Origin of the sequence: Hyphococcus sp. (assembly GCF_965267305.1) — a bacterium.
Lineage (GTDB): Bacteria > Pseudomonadota > Alphaproteobacteria > Caulobacterales > Parvularculaceae > Hyphococcus.
Genome location: NZ_OZ253945.1, coordinates 1,316,685 through 1,339,718 on the forward strand (window position 1 = coordinate 1,316,685; position 23,034 = coordinate 1,339,718).

Annotated in this window: 20 protein-coding genes and 1 tRNA gene; 11 read left to right on the top strand and 10 right to left on the bottom strand. The window is 56.8% G+C overall.

Annotation, left to right across the window (positions count from 1 at the left end; translation table 11 throughout):
* Nucleotides 1–14: 14 nt before the first annotated feature.
* Entirely contained in the window at nucleotides 15–503 is a 489-nt protein-coding gene (locus tag ACQY5P_RS06250; RefSeq protein WP_243396487.1) for an aromatic-ring-hydroxylating dioxygenase subunit beta, read from the bottom strand.
* A gap of 52 nt (nucleotides 504–555) precedes the next feature.
* Nucleotides 556–1,851 carry an aromatic ring-hydroxylating oxygenase subunit alpha gene (locus tag ACQY5P_RS06255; RefSeq protein WP_207764906.1) on the bottom strand — a complete coding sequence of 432 codons (1,296 nt, stop codon included), beginning with the start codon at nucleotides 1,849–1,851 and terminating at the stop codon, nucleotides 556–558.
* A 178-nt stretch (nucleotides 1,852–2,029) separates the two neighbouring features.
* On the opposite strand from ACQY5P_RS06255, the gene ACQY5P_RS06260 reads away from it, so the two are divergent.
* A complete protein-coding gene (locus ACQY5P_RS06260) occupies nucleotides 2,030–3,661 on the top strand; it encodes an AMP-binding protein (RefSeq protein WP_104831508.1) in 1,632 nt (543 codons plus the stop codon).
* Nucleotides 3,662–3,673: 12 nt separating this feature from the next.
* Here ACQY5P_RS06260 and ACQY5P_RS06265 read toward each other — a convergent pair whose 3' ends face one another.
* From ACQY5P_RS06265 to ACQY5P_RS06280, 4 genes are all read right to left on the bottom strand, one after another.
* Nucleotides 3,674–3,985: a 2Fe-2S iron-sulfur cluster-binding protein gene (locus ACQY5P_RS06265; RefSeq protein WP_207764907.1), complete on the bottom strand. Its 312-nt coding sequence runs from the start codon at nucleotides 3,983–3,985 to the stop codon at nucleotides 3,674–3,676.
* An 86-nt stretch (nucleotides 3,986–4,071) separates the two neighbouring features.
* On the bottom strand, nucleotides 4,072–4,431 hold the full coding sequence (locus tag ACQY5P_RS06270) for a bifunctional 3-phenylpropionate/cinnamic acid dioxygenase ferredoxin subunit (RefSeq protein WP_104831510.1): 360 nt from the start codon (nucleotides 4,429–4,431) through the stop codon (nucleotides 4,072–4,074).
* 85 nt (nucleotides 4,432–4,516) lie between these two features.
* Entirely contained in the window at nucleotides 4,517–5,434 is a 918-nt protein-coding gene (locus tag ACQY5P_RS06275) for a catechol 2,3-dioxygenase (protein WP_104831511.1), read from the bottom strand.
* A gap of 120 nt (nucleotides 5,435–5,554) precedes the next feature.
* A complete protein-coding gene (locus ACQY5P_RS06280; protein ID WP_165793812.1) occupies nucleotides 5,555–7,903 on the bottom strand; it encodes a TonB-dependent receptor in 2,349 nt (782 codons plus the stop codon).
* A 405-nt stretch (nucleotides 7,904–8,308) separates the two neighbouring features.
* On the opposite strand from ACQY5P_RS06280, the gene ACQY5P_RS06285 reads away from it, so the two are divergent.
* Nucleotides 8,309–8,929, top strand: a complete 621-nt coding sequence (locus tag ACQY5P_RS06285) for a TetR/AcrR family transcriptional regulator (RefSeq protein ID WP_104831513.1) — start codon at nucleotides 8,309–8,311, stop codon at nucleotides 8,927–8,929.
* 481 nt (nucleotides 8,930–9,410) lie between these two features.
* Here ACQY5P_RS06285 and ACQY5P_RS06290 read toward each other — a convergent pair whose 3' ends face one another.
* Entirely contained in the window at nucleotides 9,411–10,571 is a 1,161-nt protein-coding gene (locus ACQY5P_RS06290; RefSeq protein WP_133162375.1) for a hypothetical protein, read from the bottom strand.
* Between the two features lie 174 nt (nucleotides 10,572–10,745).
* On the opposite strand from ACQY5P_RS06290, the gene ACQY5P_RS06295 reads away from it, so the two are divergent.
* From ACQY5P_RS06295 to ACQY5P_RS06310, 4 genes are all read left to right on the top strand, one after another.
* Complete coding sequence (locus ACQY5P_RS06295) at nucleotides 10,746–11,054, top strand: PadR family transcriptional regulator (protein ID WP_428409886.1); 309 nt, start codon at nucleotides 10,746–10,748, stop codon at nucleotides 11,052–11,054.
* A 6-nt stretch (nucleotides 11,055–11,060) separates the two neighbouring features.
* Nucleotides 11,061–11,543, top strand: a complete 483-nt coding sequence (locus tag ACQY5P_RS06300) for a hypothetical protein (protein ID WP_104831516.1) — start codon at nucleotides 11,061–11,063, stop codon at nucleotides 11,541–11,543.
* 105 nt (nucleotides 11,544–11,648) lie between these two features.
* On the top strand, nucleotides 11,649–13,100 hold the full coding sequence (locus ACQY5P_RS06305; RefSeq protein WP_133162376.1) for a hypothetical protein: 1,452 nt from the start codon (nucleotides 11,649–11,651) through the stop codon (nucleotides 13,098–13,100).
* A 423-nt stretch (nucleotides 13,101–13,523) separates the two neighbouring features.
* Nucleotides 13,524–13,790, top strand: a complete 267-nt coding sequence (locus ACQY5P_RS06310) for a hypothetical protein (protein ID WP_428409887.1) — start codon at nucleotides 13,524–13,526, stop codon at nucleotides 13,788–13,790.
* Between the two features lie 15 nt (nucleotides 13,791–13,805).
* Here ACQY5P_RS06310 and ACQY5P_RS06315 read toward each other — a convergent pair.
* Nucleotides 13,806–13,882, bottom strand: a tRNA-Asp gene (locus ACQY5P_RS06315).
* 274 nt (nucleotides 13,883–14,156) lie between these two features.
* Between ACQY5P_RS06315 and ACQY5P_RS06320 the strand changes: the two genes are divergently transcribed.
* The 5 genes from ACQY5P_RS06320 (at nucleotide 14,157) to ACQY5P_RS06340 (ending at nucleotide 22,296) form a co-directional block, all read left to right on the top strand.
* A complete protein-coding gene (locus ACQY5P_RS06320; RefSeq protein ID WP_428409888.1) occupies nucleotides 14,157–14,906 on the top strand; it encodes an alpha/beta hydrolase in 750 nt (249 codons plus the stop codon).
* Nucleotides 14,907–15,078: 172 nt separating this feature from the next.
* Nucleotides 15,079–15,462, top strand: coding sequence for a BlaI/MecI/CopY family transcriptional regulator (locus ACQY5P_RS06325; protein WP_428409889.1), 384 nt, complete (start codon nucleotides 15,079–15,081; stop codon nucleotides 15,460–15,462).
* Entirely contained in the window at nucleotides 15,459–17,846 is a 2,388-nt protein-coding gene (locus tag ACQY5P_RS06330) for a peptidoglycan DD-metalloendopeptidase family protein (protein ID WP_428409890.1), read from the top strand. The genes ACQY5P_RS06325 and ACQY5P_RS06330 overlap by 4 nt, the downstream gene beginning before the upstream one ends.
* 220 nt (nucleotides 17,847–18,066) lie before the next feature.
* Entirely contained in the window at nucleotides 18,067–21,156 is a 3,090-nt protein-coding gene (locus ACQY5P_RS06335) for an efflux RND transporter permease subunit (RefSeq protein ID WP_428409891.1), read from the top strand.
* Between the two features lie 18 nt (nucleotides 21,157–21,174).
* Nucleotides 21,175–22,296 carry an efflux RND transporter periplasmic adaptor subunit gene (locus ACQY5P_RS06340; RefSeq protein WP_428409892.1) on the top strand — a complete coding sequence of 374 codons (1,122 nt, stop codon included), beginning with the start codon at nucleotides 21,175–21,177 and terminating at the stop codon, nucleotides 22,294–22,296.
* Here the strand turns inward: ACQY5P_RS06340 and ACQY5P_RS06345 are convergent.
* A complete protein-coding gene (locus ACQY5P_RS06345; RefSeq protein WP_428409893.1) occupies nucleotides 22,293–22,583 on the bottom strand; it encodes an HPr family phosphocarrier protein in 291 nt (96 codons plus the stop codon). The genes ACQY5P_RS06340 and ACQY5P_RS06345 overlap by 4 nt on opposite strands.
* A 1-nt stretch (nucleotide 22,584) precedes the next feature.
* The gene (locus ACQY5P_RS06350) at nucleotides 22,585–22,995 is read right to left on the bottom strand and encodes a PTS sugar transporter subunit IIA (protein WP_428409894.1); all 411 of its coding nucleotides are present in this window, start codon (nucleotides 22,993–22,995) and stop codon (nucleotides 22,585–22,587) included.
* Nucleotides 22,996–23,034 lie beyond the last annotated feature (39 nt).

Genomic DNA, 23,034 nt, shown 5'->3' on the forward strand with positions numbered 1-23,034 from the left:
AACCTTTCGGACGCTCATATTATAAAAGACAATCCGCGGACGGAACCTTCTGAATTCAGTAAAAAGATATGCTTGCTGAACATCTTCAGTTCGCCATCTTTCCGTCTGAGCTTGTGCTCCACGCGCGCAGGCCAGACTTCGAGTTCTTTTGTCGCCTGCCGACGGAACTCATAGAGAACGACATTTGACCTGACGACATACTCGTCAGCTCCCGTTTTTTCTATCTCGATATTTGAAATCGAGCGACGCATGCGCGACGGGGGCAATTGCGCATGACGCACGCCAGTGTTCAATTGACGGATGCGCGTAGCCAGGCGCGTGCGATTGTCGTTTAATATAGAAACCTGATCAGAATCCGGCTCCTGAGACTCCTGCAGGGGAACCCAATAGTGCATATCGTCATCGACAAGCGCCTCCCATTCCGAATAGCGCGACTCATCGGCCAGCCGCGCCTCCTTGAATAGAAATGCTTCAACTTCAAGTCGATCTTCAACGGAAATCATATCCACGCCACGTTTCTTGCAATTTCAAATCCGATTTCTGAGTATTTTTTAGCTATGCGACAGCGCTTACGCCGGATGTCGGCGCGCCCGGATGCATAACGCTTCGATAGTGACGCCAGAAACCTCGGTTTGGAGTCTCGTCGGTAAGATGGCTGGAAATCACGCCGTCATCAGCCACAACTTCCCGCTCAGCGCCGCGACTGAGGTCAAGCCAGCGCCCCTTGCCTTGAAGAGCGTTTTGAGCGCGCTCGGCAATAACGCAGTCATCGGCGAGCAGAAATGCGGTCGGCCCGAGAGCGCCTTCGGATTGGCGCAAAATTCGTTTGTTGACGTCATCTTCAACTCCTTCGAGATACATCGGAGTATGAACATGAAGACAAACCCCCGGCGCAACCGGCTCGAAACGTACGATGTTCATTTCGCCAAGAAACAGATTTGGAAAAATGACCGCATGAGGCGGCCCATCCCTCAAAATGCGGCCGCCTTTTTCTTCGCCATACGCGGCCAGCAACGCCTTTGTGTAAGCCGGGTGGCGATCTTCCGCGCAACCGAACCATTCCAACGGTCTCGTATAGGACGGCGAGAAAAACAACTCCGTGTGACCGTTGCCCCAGTCTTTCGCCAGCGACTTCAGGCCCTCCTCGTCGTCAAGCACCGCTTCGTCATAATTGGAACGAATCGCCTGCGCAAATGAGGGGTGGACAAAGTTGACATGATAACCATCAGTGTCGTTCTCGGGCAGCATTTTCCAGTTGCAGTTCAACTGGTGTCGGACCCACCCTCCTGAGAGTCGAATTCGTCCAACAGGCGACATTTCAACGGCCCGGTCAATAAGTTCCGTTGCGCGCCCCAGATGATTGAGGAGGGGCGGCGCATTCTCATTGAATGACGCGAAAACAAAGCCTTGGTAACTATCAACAAGCGGAAGCCGCTCCAGCCCATGACAGGAGAAATCCCCTTTGAATCCTCCAGGATACGGGACATCGACAAGAGCGCCTTTGGTGTCATACGCCCAGCCGTGATACTGGCATACGAGCGCTTTCGTGTTACCTTTGTCTTCCTGGCAGATAATGTTGCCGCGATGCGCGCAACGATTCACGATGACGGAAATTTCGCCATCACGCGACCGGATGGCGAACACCGGCTCCCGGCCGACATTACGTCTGACAAAATCCCCGGCGTTCGGAATTTCAGAATCGTGACAGATAAATACCCAACCCATCCGAAAAATCTTGTTCAATTCGTCTTCAAAGACTTTCTCATCCGTATAGAGCGATGAGTGAACCCGTGCGTCGGTTATCAATTTGTCATACCGCGGGAATTTTGAAGTATCTGTTTGATTCATCATGCTTTTCGCTTCCTGATTCAGGGTCGGAAAACTGGTTGGTTCGATCCGAGGGTGTTAAATTTTTAACTGAGCGCTTGATTAGTTTAAAATAGATGACAGACTATTGTCAATAAGTTTTTGTTGGTTGAACCATCTTTCAACAGGACGCTTGAGAAACTTAACGCAGGAAATCCGGAAAATGATCGATCGAGACAAAGCGGCCAAATTTCCGGCCGCCGCCAATTTCGCCGCCCTAACCCCGATCAGCTTTCTGACCCGAACGGCGGCAGTCTACGCCGACCTGCCGGCCGTAGTTTACGGCGCCCAACAGCGCACATGGGCCGAGACCTCCGCCCGGTGCTTGCAACTGGCGAGCGCGTTGCGCGGCGCCGGATTGAACCGTAAGGAAACAGTCTCAATCATCGCCGACAATATCCCCGCGTCAATTGAAGCATGTTTCGGCATTCCAATGGCGGGCGGAGTCATTAACGCTATTAACACCCGCCTCGACGCCGAAGCCATAGCATTCATTCTCAATCACGCCGAAACAAAAATATTCCTTGTCGACAGACGCTACCGCACTCTTGCCGCTGAAGCGATAGACCGGGCCGGGCGTGAAATGCTCGTCATTGACATTGGTGATCCAACATTTGGCGAGCCGCCGTCCTACGCCAGTCAGACCTATGAGGACTTTCTGAAATCAGGCTCCGATGAAACGCTTACACCGTTTGAACTGGATGAACGCGATCCGATTGCGCTCAACTACACTTCGGGCACGACCGGCGATCCAAAGGGTGTGGTGTTGCATCATCGCGGCGCATATTTGAATTCGATCGGCAACGCCCTGTCATGGCAGATGCCGCATTTTCCGGTTTACTTGTGGTCCTTGCCCCTTTTTCACTGCAATGGCTGGTGTTTCCCTTGGACAATCGCGCTGCAGGGCGGCGTCAATGTGTGCGTGCGCGGCGTGGAAGCGGAGATGCTTCTTCGCTTGGTCAAGGAGCATCAGGTTACGCATTTGTGCGGCGCCCCTATCGTTGTCCGAATGCTTGTCGATGCAGCAGCTGCGACTGAGGAATCGAGCGAGAAGCTCAGCGTCGCCGTGATGACCGCGGGCGCGGCGCCGCCTGCAGCTTTACTTAAAAAGGCGCAGGAAATCGGATTCGACATCACCCACACCTATGGCCTTACGGAGGTTTATGGCCCCTGCGCCGTTAGCGCCTGGCGACCGGAATGGAATAATCTGCCGATTGACCAGCAAGCGGAAATGAAGGCCCGTCAAGGAGTCGGCTATCCGGTGGTCGAAGAAATGGTTGTGATGAATCCGGAAACCATGCAGCCGGCGCCGCGGGACGGAGAAACGCTCGGCGAAGTGATGTTCCGCGGAAACCTGGTCATGTCGGAGTACTTCAAAAATCCTGAAGCCACCAACAAGGCGCTGGCAGGCGGGTATTTTCACAGCGGCGATCTGGCGGTCTGCCATCCCGACGGCTATCTCGAAATTCGGGACCGGTCCAAAGATATTATCATTTCCGGCGGGGAGAATATTTCAAGCATCGAAGTAGAAGGCGTACTGTACAAACATCCCGCTGTTTCTGCCGCCGCTGTCGTCGCTGCGCCCCATGAAAAATGGGGCGAAACCCCATACGCATTTATCGAAACCGGGCCGGGTAAAGAGGCGACTGAAGAGGAAATCATTGCCTTCTGCCGGGAACGGCTCGCCCATTTCAAATGCCCCACCCGCGTGAGTTTTCAGGAGTTGCCAAAAACATCGACGGGCAAAATTCAAAAGTTTGAGTTGCGCGCCCTCGCCCAAAGCGACGCGGTCTGAGCGCGAAAATATCTAAAGTCGCTCGCGATAGAATTTTCGCATGCGCCCGACAACCGCAATCTCCAGATCCCCTTCGGCAATAGTCTTGCACGCCAAGGCAAAACCGTCCTCTATTTCTTTGGGCGAGATCACGTCGCGATTCATCTTTCCAACACGATAGCAGCCAGATAAAATTCTTATCTTGCATACACCGCAGCCGCCGCCATGACACCCCGACGGGATTTTCTTCAACCCATGTCGCCCCATCGCCGCGAGAACGGTCTCATCCGGTTCGCAAGTCGAAATACATCCCGCTTCCGGAATAGATATTCGAAAGGCGCCCACGTCAGGTCACGAGCTTGCGCCCGAACCCACAGGCCAGCAGCTCCGGACTTCGTTGCCTCGCATCAAAGCAACATTCTGAATATATACTAACGTTGGGCGGCAAAGTTTTCATCGTCCGGTTGCGTTATTCGGCCTGAAGACACGTCGACGAGCACATCTCCATCTTCAATTTTAACATCATAAATTTTGACCGGTTTTGTCGCGGGTAGCTTGTCCGGCCAACCGGTCCGCAAGTCGAACGCCGATCCGTGCAAGACGCATTCGAGATGGCAGTTTTCCAGAAACCCCTCCGACAAACTCCAATTGCCGTGCGAACACTTGTCTCCGATCGCAAAAAATTCTCCGTCAGAGTGACAGACTGCGATCCCCTCCTCCTCACCGTCGGGCACGAAACGGATGACTTCACCGTCGGAAAGCTCAGTGCTATTGCAAACTCTCACATACATAGAAATGCCTACTTCATCCTGAGTTCAGGTTCGGAGCCATAATGCGGCCACAGCGGACGGCCGCCACATAACGGATAATTCTGCTCTACGTGTAAACGCCGACAAAACTCTCGACGACTTCCTGTTCATAGTAAAAAAGACCCTTGCCAAATTTATCCGTCGTCCAAACACGCGTTGGATTGTCGGGATAGAAATGATAGCCGCCCGAAAATGTTTCATTCCGATTGCCGGAAGGATCAAAGAAGTAGATAGTTTGCCCCCGCGTAATACCGTGCCGGGTCGGCCCGATATCTATCTTGATATTGCGCCGCGCCATCAAGTCGGCCGCGTGGCCGATGTCGGCCCAGGACTCCAACAGGAATGACGCATGATGGAGCTTTCCCTTAACCGGCGCTTTGAGGAATGCAACGTCATGGGCCTTGTTTGAGCATGATAGAAATATAGCGATATTCTCGCCGGCCGGATCAACAACGCGTTCAGTAACGCTAAAGCCGAGACATTCGATCAGAATTTCTGCGGCGGCCTCGATTTCGTCACCAAGCAGAGCGCAATGATCAAACCTGATAATACGCATGCCTTTGGGCTCGTCGCGCCATAGTTCCGGATTGTCTGTCATAGGCCCATTGTCGGAGAGCGCCATGGTGGCGTAAAAATCAAACAGATGACCTGTCGGCATATGCACACGCAGCCGTTCGCCAACGCCCGGCTGCTCTTCAGGCTCGACCGTCTCATGCGCGACGCCTCGCTCATCGAGGTTTCGTCTGAGCTCCTCTACGGCTTCCTGTGACGCCATCTTAAAACCCATCACGTCAACCCCGACATTGTCCGCCTCACGAAGCACAACGCTGTGACGATCGAATTCATCATAAGCCTTGAAATAAACCCGCCCGTCATCCCGGGAAACGAAATCGAGGCCCATGTGGTCACGGTAGTGAACAATCGCTTCGTCAATATCGAGCACGCGAAGCTGTATAAAGCCGGGCCTTAAGACTGGTGAAAGCATTTCGTACCCTCCATTGTTCGACACGCGCTCTCCAACGTCGGCTCACTCACTCGACGAACTCCTGCGCCATGATGAGGCGGCGCATCTGAATGTGCGCCGCCTGTACAACTGGGCCTTGGCCTAGTAGCTGAACTGCAACGTCAATCCGTAGGTGCGCGGCGGTGCAAAGGTGCCAAATGCAATCCGGTTGCCTCGCTGCGTGAAGACGTGAGTGCGGTAGACCTCATCGGTGAAGTTCCTGACCCAGGCCTGAACCATCCACTTGTCATTGTCCGAATTCCAAGCGAGCCACGCATCGCCAACCGTGTGCTCGGGAATGACGTCAAGCGGATTATTGTCCACATTCGTGAACGACACGCTCTGATATTTGACGTTGACATTCGCTGTCAGGCTGCCGTGGCCGTCTGCAAATTCATGAATATATTGAACATGACCACCGCCGGAATGTTTTGGCGCCTGACGCAGCGTGTTGCCCGTAAAGTCGCCGCTTCCCGAAATATCGGGCGTGCCGAAAAAGTTCTCAAACGTGGCGTCAAGATAGGAGTAGAAACCTCCGACCTCAATATTATCGGTTAACAACGCTGTGAATTCGCCTTCGAAACCCATAATTTCGGCGTCGGCGGCGTTCTCGGTGATAAACTCGCCCGCACCGGATGTCGGCGGCTGGAAGAAGCGTGTAACCTGAAGATCCCTGTAATCAACGTAAAAGCCGGAAAGGTTGACGCGAAGCCGGCTGTCAAGGAAGTCTCCCTTCATCCCGATTTCGTAGTTCGTCGCCTCCTCCGGCATAAACGGTGTTGTCGCGCCAGCAGCCGTTGTTGCTGCTCCCGTGAAGCCGCCGCTTTTGAAGCCAGTGGCGACCGTGCCGTAGATTAGCACATCATCAACGACTTCGTAATCGATCGCGGCTTTCCATGAGAAATTATCCCAACTGTCTTCGCCGGCGGTAGGCGGGAATGCGGAAAGAACCAGGAGCAAACTGGGCGAGGTAGGCATTTCATTAAAAGCGACAATCTCTTTTTCTTCATAGGAAAAACGCCCGCCCGCTGTCAGGCTCAGACGGTCCGTCAGGTCATAGGTCGCCTGGGCGAACGCGGCGACCGCGCTACCTTCGAACAGCATTGTCGCCGCCGCATAGTTCGGATCAAGTGATGCATCTGCAAGGGCCGTAAAGAAAATTCCTTCTGTTCTGTCGATTTCTTCTATGCTTCCGAACGCGCCGACAACCCATTTTAGCGGGCCGCTCGAGTTAGAAGATAGACGAATCTCTCCTGTGAATTGTTGTGAATCCTCCCAGACAATATCGCTGTTGTCGAAAGTGAACCCGATGCTCGGATCGCCCAACAGCAGATCGTTCGGATTGCCATTGGATCCAGTCAAATCTACCACCGGCGACGGCGGCAACCCCGTGTCGTCGTGGGAGAAATAATATTCGGACTCCCGATACGCACCCATTGCGGTCAGCGTCGCAAATGTGAAATCCTTATTGATTTCAACCATAGCGCCGAAAACATTGCGTTCGCCGCCATTATCCTCTTCGCCGAGATAGGTGCGCACCGAGTCTGCACCACCAAGCGCAATATCAACGGCAATGGGGTCCGACGCGCATCCGCAATCATGAAGCGGGCCAGCTGAGCCGACCGGTTGGCGATTAATATTGCCAAGCTCTTCGTCGGCGCCGTCAAGGGACACGAGAACACTCAAATCATCGGCGGCTTCCCATAGCGCCTGTGCACGCCAGGCAAAAAGGTTGTTACCGCCAATTTCATCGCCCTGGCCCGGGCCGATCCAGCGGTCATAACCTTCGAATGCTCGGCGGCTGAACGAAAGCTTTGTAAACAAATTGCCGGTCAACGGCACATTAACCATGGCCGCAGTATCGAACTGGTCATATTTTCCGACTGTTTGACGTACGCGCACGCGGAATTCATCGTCGGGTTTGCGGGTAATATAGTTGATGACGCCCCCGATCGAGTTCTTGCCGAACAGCGTGCCTTGAGGCCCGCGCAATACCTCAACGCGCTCAAGATCAAATATATCGACGTTTGAGGCCGACCGAGCGGCAACATAGACGCCGTCAACCATAACCAACGTTGAATCGGACGCCCCGGCGCCGTCCTCTTTTGTTCCAATACCACGAATGGAGATTTCCGGCTGACCTGGCTGGAAAGTATTGAAAGCAAGACCGGGCGTCACTTGGGCAAGGTCTGTCAGCGTGGTCAGCTGCCCCTGCTCCAGTGATTCGCCAGAAAATGCGGAAATGGAGATCGGAACGGACTGGGCCGTTTCTTCCCGCTTTTGCGCGGTGACGACGATGGTGTCGAGAGACCGGCGTTCGCCCGCCACCTCAGGCGCCGCAGCCTCTGTATCTTGCGCGAACGCGCCCACAGGAGCGAGAATCGCCTGCGACCCTGCCGCAAGCAGCAGACCACGCAACACTTTGAAAGATTTATGATTTTCAGAATTCATTTTACCCTCCCGGCTCGCGTTTGTGTACATCACAAATTGTTCGCGCAATTAAGCAAGCGCTTGATTGATATTTATCAAGCGCTTGCTTAATTGGATTGCGACGTTTTGTCAACAACGATTCGCATGGTTTACAGCGTGAAGGCTCACTCACTGTTCTGCGCAAACAGGAAAACTTGTCGTAAATAGCGCATCACTCGTCGACAAACGGCGCTGAAATGGCCTGAAATTCGGTCGCAAAGCACGCAGCGCCTACCGAGATGAGGGCCACCGAATGAAAGCGCATAGGGCCGAGAAGCAAAGGCGAATGGACGCCTTCGAATTCGTCAAAAAATTCGGCGCGGGGAAAAAATCAGTATAAACCACTTAGTTCTTAAGATAAGTCTTTGAACTTTAAAGGATAACGAGATGGCCCGCCCCAAGAACACGGAAAACGCCGTAGCGCGCCGAGACGAACTGATCAACGCGTCGGCAAAATTGTTCAACAAGCTGGGATTTCAGCGTACAACCGTCCGAAATATCGCCGAGGAAATCGGGATAACATCGGGCAGCATTTTCTATCATTTTGACAACAAGGAACAGCTCCTTGAGGCGGTAATCGAACACGGAATGACCAGCGGTCTATCCATCGTTGAAACGCAACTGTCGGAATTGACTGGGCCGCTCTCGCGTTTCCATGGTTTAGTCCTGTCACATTTACTTGCACTTAACGGACCTCCGGGAAACGCGCATAATGTTTCTTTTCGTGAATGGGGTTCCTTGTCTCAAAAAGCGCGAAACCGTTTGCGCGCAGTCAATGAGCAATATCGAAATGTATGGATAGGCGAATTGACAAATCTGAAAAAACACCAGCGCCTCAAAAGCGATCCAGAATTTTGTAGACGCGCCCTGATCGCCGCCCTCAACTGGTCGCCCGTCTGGCATAAACAAACTTCAAAACAACACTTAGAAAAGGCTTCAGATCAGTTTTGCGCGGTCGCGTTGAATATGAATGTCGCCGACTTCGTTGATCAACGAATGAAGGAGTAAAGACTAAAGCACACTCGGAAATCGCGATAAACACTGACGAAGCGCCGGGCTTAACGGCAATGCAACCGGTGAATTTCTTTAAGATTCGTCGGTCCCTACATTGTCATCTGACATGGAAAGCGCACCACACCTAATACGGACGGTCGCCTTTTATCGTGAACCTGTTTCTGACCCGCCCCTGAGTGCGCAGCCGGGTTCTATGTAACAGATAAAGATGCTCCGACGGAAGGCCGATCCGGCTGGAGCTTCCAAATCGCGGAGGACGGATGGTTTCTGGGGCTGGCGGTTTATAGCGCACTGACGAGGCCGACAGATTGTGTTGCATTGCCGTCACCAGCGTTCAATGACGATTTTGACCCCATTAAGCTATTGAACAGTTCAAGATAAAGGCATTAGGCAACATTCCAACAACTTTTCAGTCCTAAGTCGCTTGCGTTTCATTCTCTCCCCCTTCATATGACGAATTAAGCCAGATTCTTCCTCAAGGGTCGGGCCGATTTTTCAAATTCCGGTCATCGGCGATAAATTTACCGGTGCTGTAGATCCCAAATGGTCGCGGCAAGTGTTTTCGATCAAATTGCGGCATGACGATTCCACCATTTACATTCGCTTCATCATAGTCCGACTGCCCGCCCTTCGCTTGCTGCGGCGGCAAGAATTTAACGGGCTGAGGCGCGCCGTCGTCGCCGCGCCGCAGGTGCCCGGTTGCTATATCGTCGAACTCAAAGACCACCGTGCCGCGATGGCCTGTGCGCGCGTTGCCTAACTGCTCCGGCGCAACCAAGAGAAAGATGCGGTCGTTTTCAACGGCGAGGCTTGAGCCTGTGAACCAGTCGCCCGCATAGGGCGCGGCGTCCTCCGGCGTCAGAAGCTTCGCCACATAACTCCAGTTCTCGCCGGCGCGGTCACTCGCCAAGAGAATGGTGTCGGCGAGCACCTTACCGCCGTGAAGCACCGGATTGCGGATCGCCTGCAGTGATAAATAGAGCCGACCTTTGTAAAAAAGCGTTCCCGGTTCAGTCAAGATGATATAGTCGGCCAGGTCGCGATTGATTTCGCCGAGCTTGAACTGCGTTCGAAAAGGCGAAACCGGGAAAGGTCCCGCGCCGAAAAGCGCCACTTCATCCGACCACGGCCCTTCCGGGTATGGAGCATGGGAGTAAGCGATCCAACCGATTTCTAACTTGCGATCATGGGGCCCGCGATATGGTTGTCGCGAAAGATAACGGTGCCAGAATAGCTTCCACTCTCTGCCAGCGTCGCCCGGCGTGTGAACGAGGCTCGCCGTTTCATGCCACCAGCGCCCGGAGACGGCCTCGCCATTTGCCAGTGTTGACGCGGCAGGCGACGCTCTGTTCACCTTTGCAACCCGGCGCCACGTGCGACCGTTGTCGTCAGAGCGGGCGATTCGCGTTTCTACGCGGCTGTCTTTACCGGCCTTAACGGCGGAATAAGCCATCCAGCCCACGCCGTCGGGACCGTATTCCATAGACGGGTCATAGATCCCGTTGGGAGCATCTTCGCCTTCGATGAAAATTTCTGACCAGCGCGCCTCGTCCGTCGGCGGGCGCTCACCTATGGCGCGGGCATGGAGTGGGAATAACCCTGCAAGCAGAACGAGTGCGATCGTTCGACAATTCATCTTAGCTCCGTTCTGTTTGCTCGTTACGGGGTTTGCCGCCCTTGTGCAATCGCATCGCTATTGGTTATTACCTTGACATCCAAAGTATTATTACATTGGACTACAATGTAAGTCAATGTTAGGAAAGTGCAAAATGAAGGTAATGCACTTATGGACGACGCTTGGCCGCAACAAATGCGCAAAGGATTTGCTGAGCTTTGCATTTTGATCGTGCTCAAGCGATCGGAAAATTACGGCTATGCCATCCTCGCCGAGCTCAGCGCTTTTGATGCGCTTTCCTTCTCGGAATCGACACTCTACCCGGTGTTGTCAAAAATGGCCGGCGAAGGCCTACTGGCGGTTCGAGAAGGCCCATCCCTGCGCGGCCGCGCGCGGCGATATTACAGCCTCACCGCAAAAGGGCGTGCGCGGCTGAAAAACCTGACTGTCTACTGGAAGGCGCTTCGCGCCGGGCTCGACGACCTCCTTGCAGGAAAAGGATAGATTGTTATGTCGGAACATAAGATATTGGGGTCGTACCTCGCGCAAGTTGCAGACGCATTACGCGAAGCAGGCGCTGCCCCTGCAGAAATCGCCGACATCCAAGCGGGCTTGCGAGAGCATGTTCATGAAGCCATATCGCAAGACGGTGCAGACATTAACGCCATCGTCGCAAGCCTTGATCCGCCGACGGCATTCGTTGAGCGGTTCGGCGAGACGGCGGTCGGCGCAAAGAAGTCTGATCGTGAGCATCTGTTCGGTGGCGCAGGATTTTTCGGTGGACTGATCGTTTTCGTGACTGCGTTCCTGATATTGCCAAATATTGATCCGGCGTTGATGGAACGCATGTCGGCGCCGCTGATCCTGACTGCCATTATCTTCTCCGCTTCGCTGGGCTTTGCGGGGCGTAACACGAAGTTTGGCAAGGCCTCACTCGCACTAGCGGCGGGGATGACCGGTCTTTTCGCGTTCCTCATAACCCGTGGCGGCTGACGGCGCGCGCGCTCTGGCGAAGGTCTACGCCAGACGGCTTGACATACCTTGGGTTCCGATGTAATAATGCTCTGGAATTTACCGTATCGGTGACTGAGTTCAGGTATGCGCATGTCATTTTTGGCAGCTTCTCCGCTCAAAGCTGCGAGCTGCTCTGCAGTACTGGCTTTAGCAACGGTGTGCGCATGCGACGGTGATGCGCCGGTTGCTATGGAAGCCGAAGCCCCTCCGCAGCCGCAAGCCAGCTGCCGCATTGTTGCGCAAGATGTTGAGATCCGCTGCCCCTATCATGCCATCGACGGCGACCGGCACACAATTACGTATACGGATCTTACCGATGGCGCGGTCAGGATGGCCGACATCCTGGCTACCAACAATCAATCTGAAATCCTGAATGACCCGCTTCAGCCGCTGGGTTGGGCGACACAGGTGACTGTAGTATCGCCCGGTCTCAACCGCGCCCTGACGGCGAAGCAGCGCGTCAACTGCGCCTCGCAAATCGACTGCCTAACAAGCATGTGGTACGTATACCATGATGAACGCAACGCCGGACCGGACGACGACGAATGGGTGCATATCAATCTTTCAAGCCTTGGTCTGGCCTCGCCTTATGAGGCGCATGGCTGGAGCACATGGCTCAATAACGACCTTGCGTTATTTAATGCGCTCGCGGCGCCGAACGGAACCGGCTGGATCACAGAGCAAGAGGAAAACACGCCGCAAATTTATGCGTTGCGCATTTCCGGATCACCCCGCGTTGAGCTTTTTGCGCCCGACAGGCTCGAAAATCAGAACTGTCTGACCGGGCGCGTCAACGCGCAGCCGCCGCGACAAGCCGATCAGTGTTTTGACGGCCAGCGCCTGTCAATTGTCAGACGCTGTTATGACGAACCGGTCACGAGCGCGGCCTATTCGCGTCACAACACGCGCCTTGTTAATGATGCATCGAGCGGCGCATGCATTCCCGGGCCGCAACAAAACGTTCCCGTGTTGAGAACTTTTGTCGTCGAACTCAACGCGTTTTGTGAACCCAAACAGCACTTTGCCGATCTGACGCCGGTGCACGAGCCAGCCACTTCTCCCGAACATCGGGCGATGGGCGTTACGCCTGAATGGGGCGAGATGCTGTCGGCAATCAGCGATGACGGCCGGTTCCTTGCGCTTGGCGTCAATCGTGTCGATCCGGATCTCGTGATGAACGAAGAATGCGCCGGGTTTCAGCACAACCTCACCGACACGAATAACGAATTGAGTGGCAATGCAACCCGTCATACGCATGTCTGCGAGTTAAATGACCAACTAACATGCGCAGGTGCGCCAGTCGCGATCCCGACAGAATTTGCGCCCATCGAAGATCTTGCCGTACCCGGATTTCTGCCCGGCACGGGTGCGGGCGACTATTCGGTCCTTTTGAACCGGGTTTACTCCCCGATTGGCGGTGACCGGCTTTCGGATATCGTTCGCGCGGACTCCATTGCGGGAAATACGAATGTCGCGCCGCTACCGCTCGGCCCGGCAACAGGCGCAATGATTATACACCGCCCAACCGACCCATAAAGGAAGTCAATTTCCCGCCCTGTCGCATGCACTATATGGGCCTTACGCATGCTGGCGAAAATATTGTGCTAACCTCCTGCAAAATCACTCGAAATTCGGACTTAGGAGCCTGACATAAAGTTCGATATGCGTTCACGAAGGGGAGCCATTTCTCAAAACGAGTTAGGATACTTACTATCAAAGGCATCGCATGCGATGATGTTGTTGTGATTTGTATTTCAGAATCGGCAGGCTGTTCAGATTCGCCTCACCACTCTTTACTGAGCTATGCGCAGTTCGAAAGTCGTAAATTGAACACCTTTGACCGTTAACTTTGGTGGACGGTCGAGAAACGATGGCCTGTTGGTGTTGTGCTTAAACCATCAGTTTTCCTGAGTTCGTATTCAAAGTCAAAAAAGACGACTTCGGGCGTAACGCTGCCGAATGACCAATCAGATGATCTATCGGAGCCAACTTTTGGCATCATTGGTCGCGAGCCGCCATGCCACGCTTGGATTCAACCTTCAGCGGCAAGGCGGTGATTCGTTGCGAACGGAGAACACGTTCGGCGCAAGCTCGTCTAAGGAAATATCCAACGTGAACAAATCGGAAAAGTTTTCACAGTCTATTGCGCGGATTTTTGGTACCCCGGCGGTACCCCGCGCAAAAGCCGAGTACACGACAGAAATGCGGTTTGCGCTAATCGCCTGATTTCTTTATAAGAAATGGCGCGAGTGACGGGACTTGAACCCGCGACCTCCGGCGTGACAGGCCGGCGCTCTAACCAACTGAGCTACACCCGCATCTGACCGGCCTCGCAGCTGGTCGGAGCGCGCGGTTTAAGATAGGGGACGGCGGGCGTCAAGCGGGAATCGGCGTTGAATCCGGTCCCTTTCGTAAAGAGTCTCCAGCGCCTCGGTTCTTGCGCCTAAGCGCCCGTAGAATTTGCGATATTTGCAAGAATCCGGTGAGATCAGGAAAGCTTGGCCGCGGCGCCTCCCCGGGCGCCGCTTTAGCCATGATGGACCGGCCCTGCTGGAAGGGCCGGGTGAGACGACCGAAAGGATTTCCACCAGAATGACAGGCCCTGCGGACTATATGGACGGCCCTCATGGCCGCCTCGCCTATCGCCGGCAGGCCGGGCGCGGGAACGAAAAACCGGGCGTGGTCTGGCTCGGTGGCTTTCGGTCGGACATGCTCGGAACCAAGGCGGAGCATCTCAGCGAGTGGGCGAAGGCGCGCGGACGAACCTATCTGCGCTTTGATTATTCCGGTCACGGAGAATCCGAAGGACGATTTGAGGACGGCTGCATCGGCGACTGGGCGGCGGATGCGCTCGCCGTCATCGACGCCCAAACCGACGGGCCGCAAATCTTTGTCGGCTCCTCCATGGGCGGCTGGATCGCTGCGCTCCTCGCTCTCAAGCGGCCGGAAAAACCCGCCGCTATTGTGTTTATCGCCCCTGCGCCGGACTTTACGCAAAAACTTATGTGGCCGTCTTTTTTGGCGGAACAGCAGCAAACGATCATGCGGGAGGGAAAGCTTGAACTGCCTTCGGACTATTCCGATGAGCCCGACCTTTATACGCGCAAGCTGATCGAGGACGGGGCGAAGCATCTCATCATGGATGGTCCCGTGGCCATCCGCTGTCCCGTGCGCGTGCTTCAGGGCATGAAGGACGACGCCGTTCCGTATGCGCACGCTCTCGCCTTCGCTGACCTTCTCGAAAGTAAGGATGTGGAGATCCTTCTCACCCCAGGCGGGGATCACCGTCTGTCGACCCCCCCGGACCTCGCCCGGCTGACGCGGGTTCTCGACGCCCTTTAACCAAAATCCGCGCCCGGTTCGCCGCAAAAGCCGCTCGCCTCGCCGCAGAATCCCGCAGAAACCCTGGAGTTTCCTTGCGACAACTGTCGCAAACCGCTAAGCTGGCCACAAGTGTCGCAGGGGGCTGTGAAAGCGGCCCCCTGATCTCAGCGTGAAATCAGGGCTGCCGCCAATGAATGATACCAAAGGGACCGACCCCACCAAACCCGAACTGGCTATTCTGAAACTGCTCTGGCGTTCAAAGGAAATGAACGCAAGAGAGATTCACCGCGAAATCGAAAGCGAATTCGGCTGGTCCTACTCCACCGTCAGGACCGTGCTCGAACGCATGGCGGACAAAAGGCTCATCTCCAAAACGCCGGTCGAGGGCGTCAACATCTACGAGCCGCAAGTCGGCAAGGTGGCGATGCTCTCGCGCATGATCGCGGATTTTTCGAAACGCGTGCTCGAACTCGACACGACCCCGGCGACGGCTTTCTTCGCCGATTCAAAACTCCTCAGCGATGAAGAGCTCGTCGAACTCGAAGACGTTCTGAAAAAAACGGAGGCTGAATGATGGCCGCGTTGATCGAACCGTTTTTCTACTGCCTGCTCGCGTCCCTCATTTGGGCGCCAGCGGTTTTCCTCACCGCCTCCTTCATTGCACGCGACGGAAACACTCTCAAAAAGACTTCGCTTTCGGGCAAAGTCTGGCCGGCGGCTCTCGTGATCGCCGCCTTGCCAGTGCTTCTGGCGCCGGTCGCCGCAGCATTCGGCCTTTCCTTGCGAGCGCCGGCGCCGCTTCCGCCGATGGCCGACCCCTCCGGGCCGATGATCGCGTCTTTCGAACCGGGCCCCCTCGCCGCTAACGATGCGCCAAGCACAGTGTCTCTCGCCGACATCTTGCGCATGACCGCCGTCCTTTATTTCTACGGCTTTCTCATGCTGCTCGTCCTGGCCGCGGTCCGCCATGTGTGGTTCGCCTATCGTCTTAACTACGCTTACAAACTCGACGAGCCGCGCCTTGAGGCGGAGCTCGAAATCTGGCGGACGCGCATCGGCGTCAACCGCCGCCCGCGCTATGTCTTCTCGCACATCGTATCGAGCGTTTGCGTCTACGGATTTTTCAGACCCGTCATCGTCATGCCAATGCATCTTCTTGATCGCGTGTCGATCGAAGATGCGGCGCTCATGGGCGCCCATGAAATGGCGCATATCAAACGCGGCGATGTGGCGCTTTTCGCGCTCTGCTCCGTCGCCAAGGCCGTATTCTGGTTTAACCCGTTCATGCACCAGATCTGTGCGCGCGCGAACCTCACTGCCGAACAGGGCGCAGACGCGCTTGTTCTGGCGCGCGGCGTCAATCGCCGCCAATACGCCCATTGCTTTGTGCAGGGTTTGCGCATCGCCGCTGACGCGCGAAACGGGTTCGCCGGCGAGCTCATCCCGTCCTTCACGCCTTTCGACAAGCGCTCGCGCCGCCAGCGTCTCGACGCGATTCTGTCGGGGACGGTGGAGCCGAGCGCGTTAACGCTCAGCACGAAAATCGGGCTGAGCGCCGGCGCCATGATCGCAGCGGGCCTCGCCTTCGCGCAAGCGGCCTTCGCCGTCGCTCCGCCAGCCATTGAAGACGCGCTTACTGTTCGGCCGGTCGAAGGCAAAGTCACTTCTAAATACGGCGCGCAAGACAGGGTCTTCGGCGACTCCGGCCGTACTCACACAGGCATTGATATCAAAGCGCCCCGCGGCACGCCGGTGCGCGCCGCCGGCCGCGGAAAAGTTACGGATGCAACCAACGCTTATCGCGGTGAAAAATCCTGGGGCAACATTGTCGTCATCGACCATGGCCACGGCGTCGTGACGCGATACGCCCATCTGGACAGCTATCTCGTAAACAAAGGGGATTATGTGAAGGCTGGGGACGTGATCGGCGCAGTGGGCTCCACTGGAAAAAGCACAGGACCGCATCTTCATTTCGAAATTATCAGCGAAGGCGAAAATATCGACCCGACGCCAATAGCCGCGCCGCCACAAGCGCCATCGCAAAAAACGCGCGCCACGCTGAAGCGCAATGTCCAAATCTCACCTGCGCCCGTCGCCGTCGCGCCGATTGAACCCGTTGCAAAAGCATCTGCTTCGGCTTCGGCTTCCGCTTCTTCTTCGTCGTCCGCTTCTGCCTCTTCCGCCAAGAGCAGCCGCGATCGGGCAAACGAAACAAAACTCGAAAACAAGATGCACAAGCTCGAAGAGCGTTTGCGAAGCCAATTCGATCAGTTCGACGCCTTCGCCGATCTCGAGGGCATGACCATCGAATTCGGCGATCTTGAACTCGAAGGCTTCAGGGGCGCAAAAGAATGGACCGCAGTTTTCGAAAATAGCAGCGTTGAATTCAAAGATCTGGCGAAATTCGCAATGATAACGCCTGACATGGCGGAACTCGAAGGCGCAGAATATCTCACGCAGGAAGAAATCGAAGAGATTCGCCACGAAGCGAGCGCAGACGCCGCCGAAGCGGCCGCAGACGCAATGCGCGAGATGAGAGACCGCATCGCCGAGCAGCGCCAAGCGCGAGAAGAAGCGATAAGAGAGAAGCAAGAAATTGCCCGTGAGCGCGCGCAAGAAGAAAGAGAACGTCTCGCCGAACAACGCCAGGCGCGCGAAGAAGCGATGCGAGAGATGCAAGAGGCCGCCCGTGAACGCGAGCGCGAACAACGGGAACAAGGGCGGGAACTGAAGCAAGAGCGCAAGCGCCATGCCGCCGAAATGAAAAGAATGCGTCAGGACGCCGAGCGCGATATCGCCGAGGCCGAACAGGACTGGGCTTATGAATACGGCCACATGATGAGCGAAAGCGAAATCCTGGAGCAGCGTGAGCAGGCCTTGCGCAACGCCAAGCAAAACCTCGAGCTTCAGCTCGCTGAAATCGAGCGCCGCCGCAAAGAGTTAAACAAGTCTGAATAAGCCGGACGAGGATTGTTTTATCCCCGTTTAACGAACGCCTTAAAGCCTTCGGTTTGCCGCAACTAAGCTGCATCTTGTCGAATAAGAGATGCGCGACGGTTTGAAAAAAGCGACACTTTAAATACAGGCGCGATTGCAGTCCCTCGAGAGGCGGCGGGCGCGGTGAGAAACTGTGTACTCATCGCTGCGTCAGGCCGAACGAGTTATCAGGAGAGAGATCATGGGCCTCACCCGCCTTTGTTTGAAGAACCCCGCAGCCGCGGCCGTCGTGCTGGCGCTCATCACACTGCTCGGCGCGCTGTCGATTTCACAGCTTCCCGTTCAACTCTTTCCGGCGATCGAACGCCCGCAGATCGGCATCTGGACAGGCTGGCGCGCCGCCTCCCCGCGCGAAGTCGAAAGCGAGATAACCGAACCGATCGAGCGCGAACTTCGCGGCATGCCGGGCGTCACCGTCATGCAGTCCTTTTCAAATCAGGGCGGCGCCTGGATTTCCCTTGAATTCAGCCTTGGCACGGATATGGACAAGGCGTTTTCCGAAGTGAATGCGCGCTTGCAACAGGTGCGCGGCTTGCCCGCAGACGCAGACCGTCCACGGATCAATATCGGCGGCGGCGGCGACAGCGGCGAAACCCTGATTTTCCTGTTTCTCCAGCGTCTGCCCAACAACCAGAATTCCAGCGTCAAACTCAGCGAGTTCGCCCAGCAGCGCATTCAGCCTGAGCTTGAAGCCATTCCCGGGGTCGCCAGCGTCGACGTTAATTCCGACGACGGCGAACAGATCCTCAATATCGAATTCGATCCGTTTCTCGCCGCCCAGCTCGGCATCACCTTCGATGAGATTGCACAGAATGTGAACCGCTCCTCGGATGTCACCGGCGGTTCCGTTGAGGTCGGCCGGCGCAACTACACCATGCGGTTTCAGGGCCGCTTCACCGCAGATCAGTTAAGCCAAACCATTCTCGCCTGGCGCGACGGCGCGCCGGTGACTCTTGGCGACATTGCCGATGTGCGTGTCGGTCCAGACCGCCGCAGCGTCGGCGTCGTCTACCAGAATGGCAATCCGGCGATCGGGATGCGTGTCCTGCGCGAGCCCGGCGCCAACACGCTCGAAGCCATCGACGCGCTGACCGAAGTCGTAAACGAGTTGAACGCCGGCCCGCTCGCGGAGATGGGCTACGCCATTCACAAAAGCTTTGACCCCTCTGTCTTTATCAAGCGCGCAATCTCTCTTCTCACCAGCAACCTTCTGATCGGCATCATGCTTGCGGTCGGCGCGTTGTGGCTGTTCCTGCGCCGCACTGCGGCGACGCTCATCATCGCATCCGCCATTCCCATCTGTCTGATGGCGACGATCATCATGCTCAATATGTTTGGGCGGTCGATCAACGTGATCTCGCTCGCCGGGCTAGCCTTTGCGACCGGCATGGTGCTCGACGCCGCGATTGTCGTTCTCGAAAACTTCGTGCGCCTGCGCGAGGAAGGCAAATCGCCGGTGGAAGCAGCCGAAGCCGCCGTGGGCCAGGTCTTCGGCGCCCTCTTCGCCTCCACCGTCACGACGGTCGCCATCTTCATCCCCATCATGTTCTTTGAAGACGTCGAAGGCCAGCTTTTCGCCGACCTTGCGCTCACCATCGCTATCGCCGTCTCGTTCAGCCTTGTGGTCGCCGTGACCCTCCTTCCCACAGGAGCGCGTTACTTCATCAAGAAGGATGCAAACGGAAAGAAAAATCATGGCGAGAAGACAGCATCCCGGCTCGCCGACTTCATTATCAAAGTCACTTCGTCGCGCAACAAACGCCTCGGCATCATTGGCGGACTGACGATCGTACCCATGGCCGTCGCTTTCCTTCTCTGGCCGCAGCTCAACTACCTGCCGCCGGTGAAACGCGACGCCGTCGACGCCTTCGTCAACTTCCCGTCGGGCGCCAGCGCTGACATGATCAAAAAGGAATGGGCTGAAGTCGTGGTGGCGCGCCTGCAGCCTTATATGGACGGCGAAAAAGAGCCGGCGCTTAAAAATTACTACCTCTATTCCGGCAATTGGGGCGGCAATATCGGCGTCCGCATTCTCGATCAGTCGCGCATCGAGGAAATGGTCAAGATCGTCAACGAAGAGATTTTGGCAGGCTTCCCCGACACCCGCGTCTTCGCCCGCCAGGGCGATCTCTTCGGCAATTTCGGCGGCGGCGGCGCCATCAATCTCGAATTGCAGGCGGCGGATTTCGACGCGCTCGGCGCATCGATCCCGGCGGCGACGGAAGTTATTCAGAACGCGCTTCCCGGCGCGCAGGTCTGGCCGAACCCCGACCCGCAAATCGTGACGCCAGAGCTTCGTCTCCTTCCCAATGACCGGCGCATCGCCGAAGTCGGCATGACCCGCGACAGCGTCGCGCGGGCCGTGCGCGCTCTTGGCGACGGACAATGGCTCGGCGAATTCTTCCATGAAGAAGGCCGCATCGACGTCATTCTTCAGGCGAAGCAATGGACAGAGCCGGAATATCTGGAAAACGCGCCGATTGCGACGCCTTCGGGCGTTGTCGTGCCCCTCGGCGAACTTGTGACCATCACCCGCAATGTGGGTCCGCAGCAGATCCGCCGCGTCGATGCGCGCCGCACGATCACGCTCGGCATCAACCCGCCGGAAGGCATGGCCCTCGGGCCGGCGGTCGACGCGTTGAAAGCGGGCGCGCAGTCGGAGCTTTATAAAGTGCTGCCGCCCGGGGCATCCCTGAAATGGGGCGGCGACGCCGACGCTCTCGCCCGCGCCGTTTCCAATCTCGGCTCGAACTTCCTGCTCGCGGTGGTCATTTTGTTTCTCATCATGGCGGCGCTTTTCAAGTCGGTGAAGGACTCCGCGCTCGTCATCGTCACCCTGCCCATGGCGGCGGTCGGCGGCGTGCTAGCCATGCGCCTTCTCGACCTCGTCAAGACAACCCCGCTCGACCTTCTCGGCATGATCGGTTTCATCATCCTGCTCGGCCTTGTGGTGAACAATGCGATCCTGCTGGTTGCACAGACCCGCGCTTCCGAGGCCGAAGGCAAATCACGCACCGAGGCCGTGCGCGAAGCGCTTTCGTTGCGCATCCGCCCCATCTTCATGTCCACATCAACTTCGCTCATGGGCATGCTGCCGCTGGTCCTCGCGCCCGGCGCCGGCAGCCTCATCTATCGCGGGCTCGCCACCGTCATTGTCGGCGGCATGGCGGTCTCGACCCTCTTCACCCTCTTCCTCCTGCCGGCGCTTCTCCAGCTCGGCGCAGAAAAAACCCGTGAAGCGCATGGTTTCGCCATGCAGCCTGCGGAATAATAAAGGAGCCGTCGCATCATGAACCGCAAATTTCTTTTCGCAGGCGGCGCCGGGGCTGCACTCATCGCTGCAGCCGCCAGCGCTTATCTCTATGGCGGCTTTGTAGGCGCACAGCCTGCCGACGCTGCGAGCGGCGCGCAGGCGCAACAGGGCCCGCCGCCCTCGCCGGTGACCGTCGCCAAGGCCGAACAGAAAAGTCTCGCGCCACGCGCTGAAACGCCTGGCGCCGTCGTCTCCCTTCGCGACAGCCTCGTCGCCGCAGCAACGACCGGCAAGATCGAATGGGTCGCAGAAGTCGGCGCAGAGGTGGAAGAAGGCGACGTGATCGCGCGCCTCGAACAGGCGGATGCCAAATTCACCCGCGACGATACGGCGGCGCAGGTTCGCCGATTGCGGGCGCGCGCCGACTATCTCGAAAGTTTTTACCAGCGCTTTGTCGGGCTCGAAGAAGCGGGCGAGTCTGAAGCCTCAATGGATGAGATGCGGGCGAACCGCGACGAAGCCATTCAAGCGCTGCGCCAGGCGGAAGTCGCGCTGCAACGCGCCGAGATCAATCTCGAGCGCACCGAAGTGAAGGCACCCTTCGCGGGCCGCGTCGTTTCGCAAGAATCACAGGTCGGCGAATTCGCCAATCCGGGCACGGAGATCGTTCGTCTTGTGGACACGCGCCACCTCGAAGTGACGGCGCGCGCTCCGGCGGGCCTCACCCGCAATATCGCGCCGGGCCAGACCATCAAGGTCGCGAACGGCGCCGATACCATGGATGCGCGCGTACGCGCTGTCGTTCCCGTGGGCGACGAACGCTCGCGCATGCTCGAAATCCGCCTCGAACTGCCCGAGACCAACTGGTATATCGGCTCGGCGGTGCGCGTGAGCTTGCCCTCCGATAGCCCGCGCTCGGTGACAGCGGTTCCGCGCGACGCGCTTGTCCTGCGCGCCGACGAGATCAGCGTCTTCGTCATCGGCGAAGACAAGACGGCCAAGAAGATCGACGTGGAGCTCGGCGCCGCCGATGGAGGCTTCATCGAAGTGATCGGCGACGTTCTTCCCGGCGACGACGTGGTCATCCGCGGCGGAGAACGGTTGAGAGACGGACAGGCGGTGAGCCTCTCAGCGATCCCGGCGGAGCCTTCGGCTTAATCTTTCTCGCCAAACCTGTCCTTCACCAGCTTCACGATGGAATCGACCGCTTCTTTCGCCTGCGGGCCGGTGGCGGAGATCTCAAGCTGCGCGCCTTTGCTGGCGAGCAGCATCAGAAGATCGAGCTGCGAGTCGGCGAGCGCGACGCGGTCGTTATTGCGGACAGTCACTTCCGCTTCATAGGATTTTGCGAGCGCCGAAAGGTGCCGCGACGGGCGGATATGAAGGCCGAGCTTGTTGCAGACTTCGACAGTAGCGACGACCGGCTCTCCCTCCCCCTCGGACACGTTAATCGGCCGCCTCTCCGGAAAGCACCCATGAGGCGACGTTGATATATTTGCGCCCCGCTTCCTGCGCCGCCTTCACCGCATCGGGAAGATCGTCTTCGGCCCGCGCGGAGGCGAGCTTGATCAGCATGGGCAGATTGACGCCCGCGATCACTTCGGCATTCGCTTTTTCCATGACGGAAATCGCAAGGTTCGACGGCGTGCCGCCGAACATGTCGGTGAGAATGATGACGCCCTCGCCGCTGTCGACGGCTTTTGCAGCATCGAGAATATCCTGACGGCGTTTTTCCATGTCGTCGTCAGGGCCGATCGAAACGGCCTTCACCTGCTCCTGCGGGCCGACGACATGTTCGGCCGCAGAGAGAAACTCCTCCGCAAGGCGCCCATGGGTGACAACGACAAGACCAATCATGCGGTTTGCATCCACTCCTTGAAATCAGCCGATATGGTG

Bases quoted from the DNA above. Each gene is read 5' to 3' on its own strand.
- ACQY5P_RS06250 (WP_243396487.1), bottom strand. From the start codon at position 503: ATGATTTCCGTTGAAGATCGACTTGAAGTTGAAGCATTTCTATTCAAG.
- ACQY5P_RS06255 (WP_207764906.1), bottom strand. From the start codon at position 1,851: ATGATGAATCAAACAGATACTTCAAAATTCCCGCGGTATGACAAATTG.
- ACQY5P_RS06260 (WP_104831508.1), top strand. From the start codon at position 2,030: ATGATCGATCGAGACAAAGCGGCCAAATTTCCGGCCGCCGCCAATTTC.
- ACQY5P_RS06270 (WP_104831510.1), bottom strand. From the start codon at position 4,431: ATGTATGTGAGAGTTTGCAATAGCACTGAGCTTTCCGACGGTGAAGTC.
- ACQY5P_RS06275 (WP_104831511.1), bottom strand. From the start codon at position 5,434: ATGCTTTCACCAGTCTTAAGGCCCGGCTTTATACAGCTTCGCGTGCTC.
- ACQY5P_RS06280 (WP_165793812.1), bottom strand. From the start codon at position 7,903: ATGAATTCTGAAAATCATAAATCTTTCAAAGTGTTGCGTGGTCTGCTG.
- ACQY5P_RS06285 (WP_104831513.1), top strand. From the start codon at position 8,309: ATGGCCCGCCCCAAGAACACGGAAAACGCCGTAGCGCGCCGAGACGAA.
- ACQY5P_RS06290 (WP_133162375.1), bottom strand. From the start codon at position 10,571: ATGAATTGTCGAACGATCGCACTCGTTCTGCTTGCAGGGTTATTCCCA.
- ACQY5P_RS06295 (WP_428409886.1), top strand. From the start codon at position 10,746: ATGCGCAAAGGATTTGCTGAGCTTTGCATTTTGATCGTGCTCAAGCGA.
- ACQY5P_RS06300 (WP_104831516.1), top strand. From the start codon at position 11,061: ATGTCGGAACATAAGATATTGGGGTCGTACCTCGCGCAAGTTGCAGAC.
- ACQY5P_RS06305 (WP_133162376.1), top strand. From the start codon at position 11,649: ATGCGCATGTCATTTTTGGCAGCTTCTCCGCTCAAAGCTGCGAGCTGC.
- ACQY5P_RS06310 (WP_428409887.1), top strand. From the start codon at position 13,524: ATGACCAATCAGATGATCTATCGGAGCCAACTTTTGGCATCATTGGTC.
- ACQY5P_RS06320 (WP_428409888.1), top strand. From the start codon at position 14,157: ATGACAGGCCCTGCGGACTATATGGACGGCCCTCATGGCCGCCTCGCC.
- ACQY5P_RS06325 (WP_428409889.1), top strand. From the start codon at position 15,079: ATGAATGATACCAAAGGGACCGACCCCACCAAACCCGAACTGGCTATT.
- ACQY5P_RS06330 (WP_428409890.1), top strand. From the start codon at position 15,459: ATGATGGCCGCGTTGATCGAACCGTTTTTCTACTGCCTGCTCGCGTCC.
- ACQY5P_RS06335 (WP_428409891.1), top strand. From the start codon at position 18,067: ATGGGCCTCACCCGCCTTTGTTTGAAGAACCCCGCAGCCGCGGCCGTC.
- ACQY5P_RS06340 (WP_428409892.1), top strand. From the start codon at position 21,175: ATGAACCGCAAATTTCTTTTCGCAGGCGGCGCCGGGGCTGCACTCATC.
- ACQY5P_RS06350 (WP_428409894.1), bottom strand. From the start codon at position 22,995: ATGATTGGTCTTGTCGTTGTCACCCATGGGCGCCTTGCGGAGGAGTTT.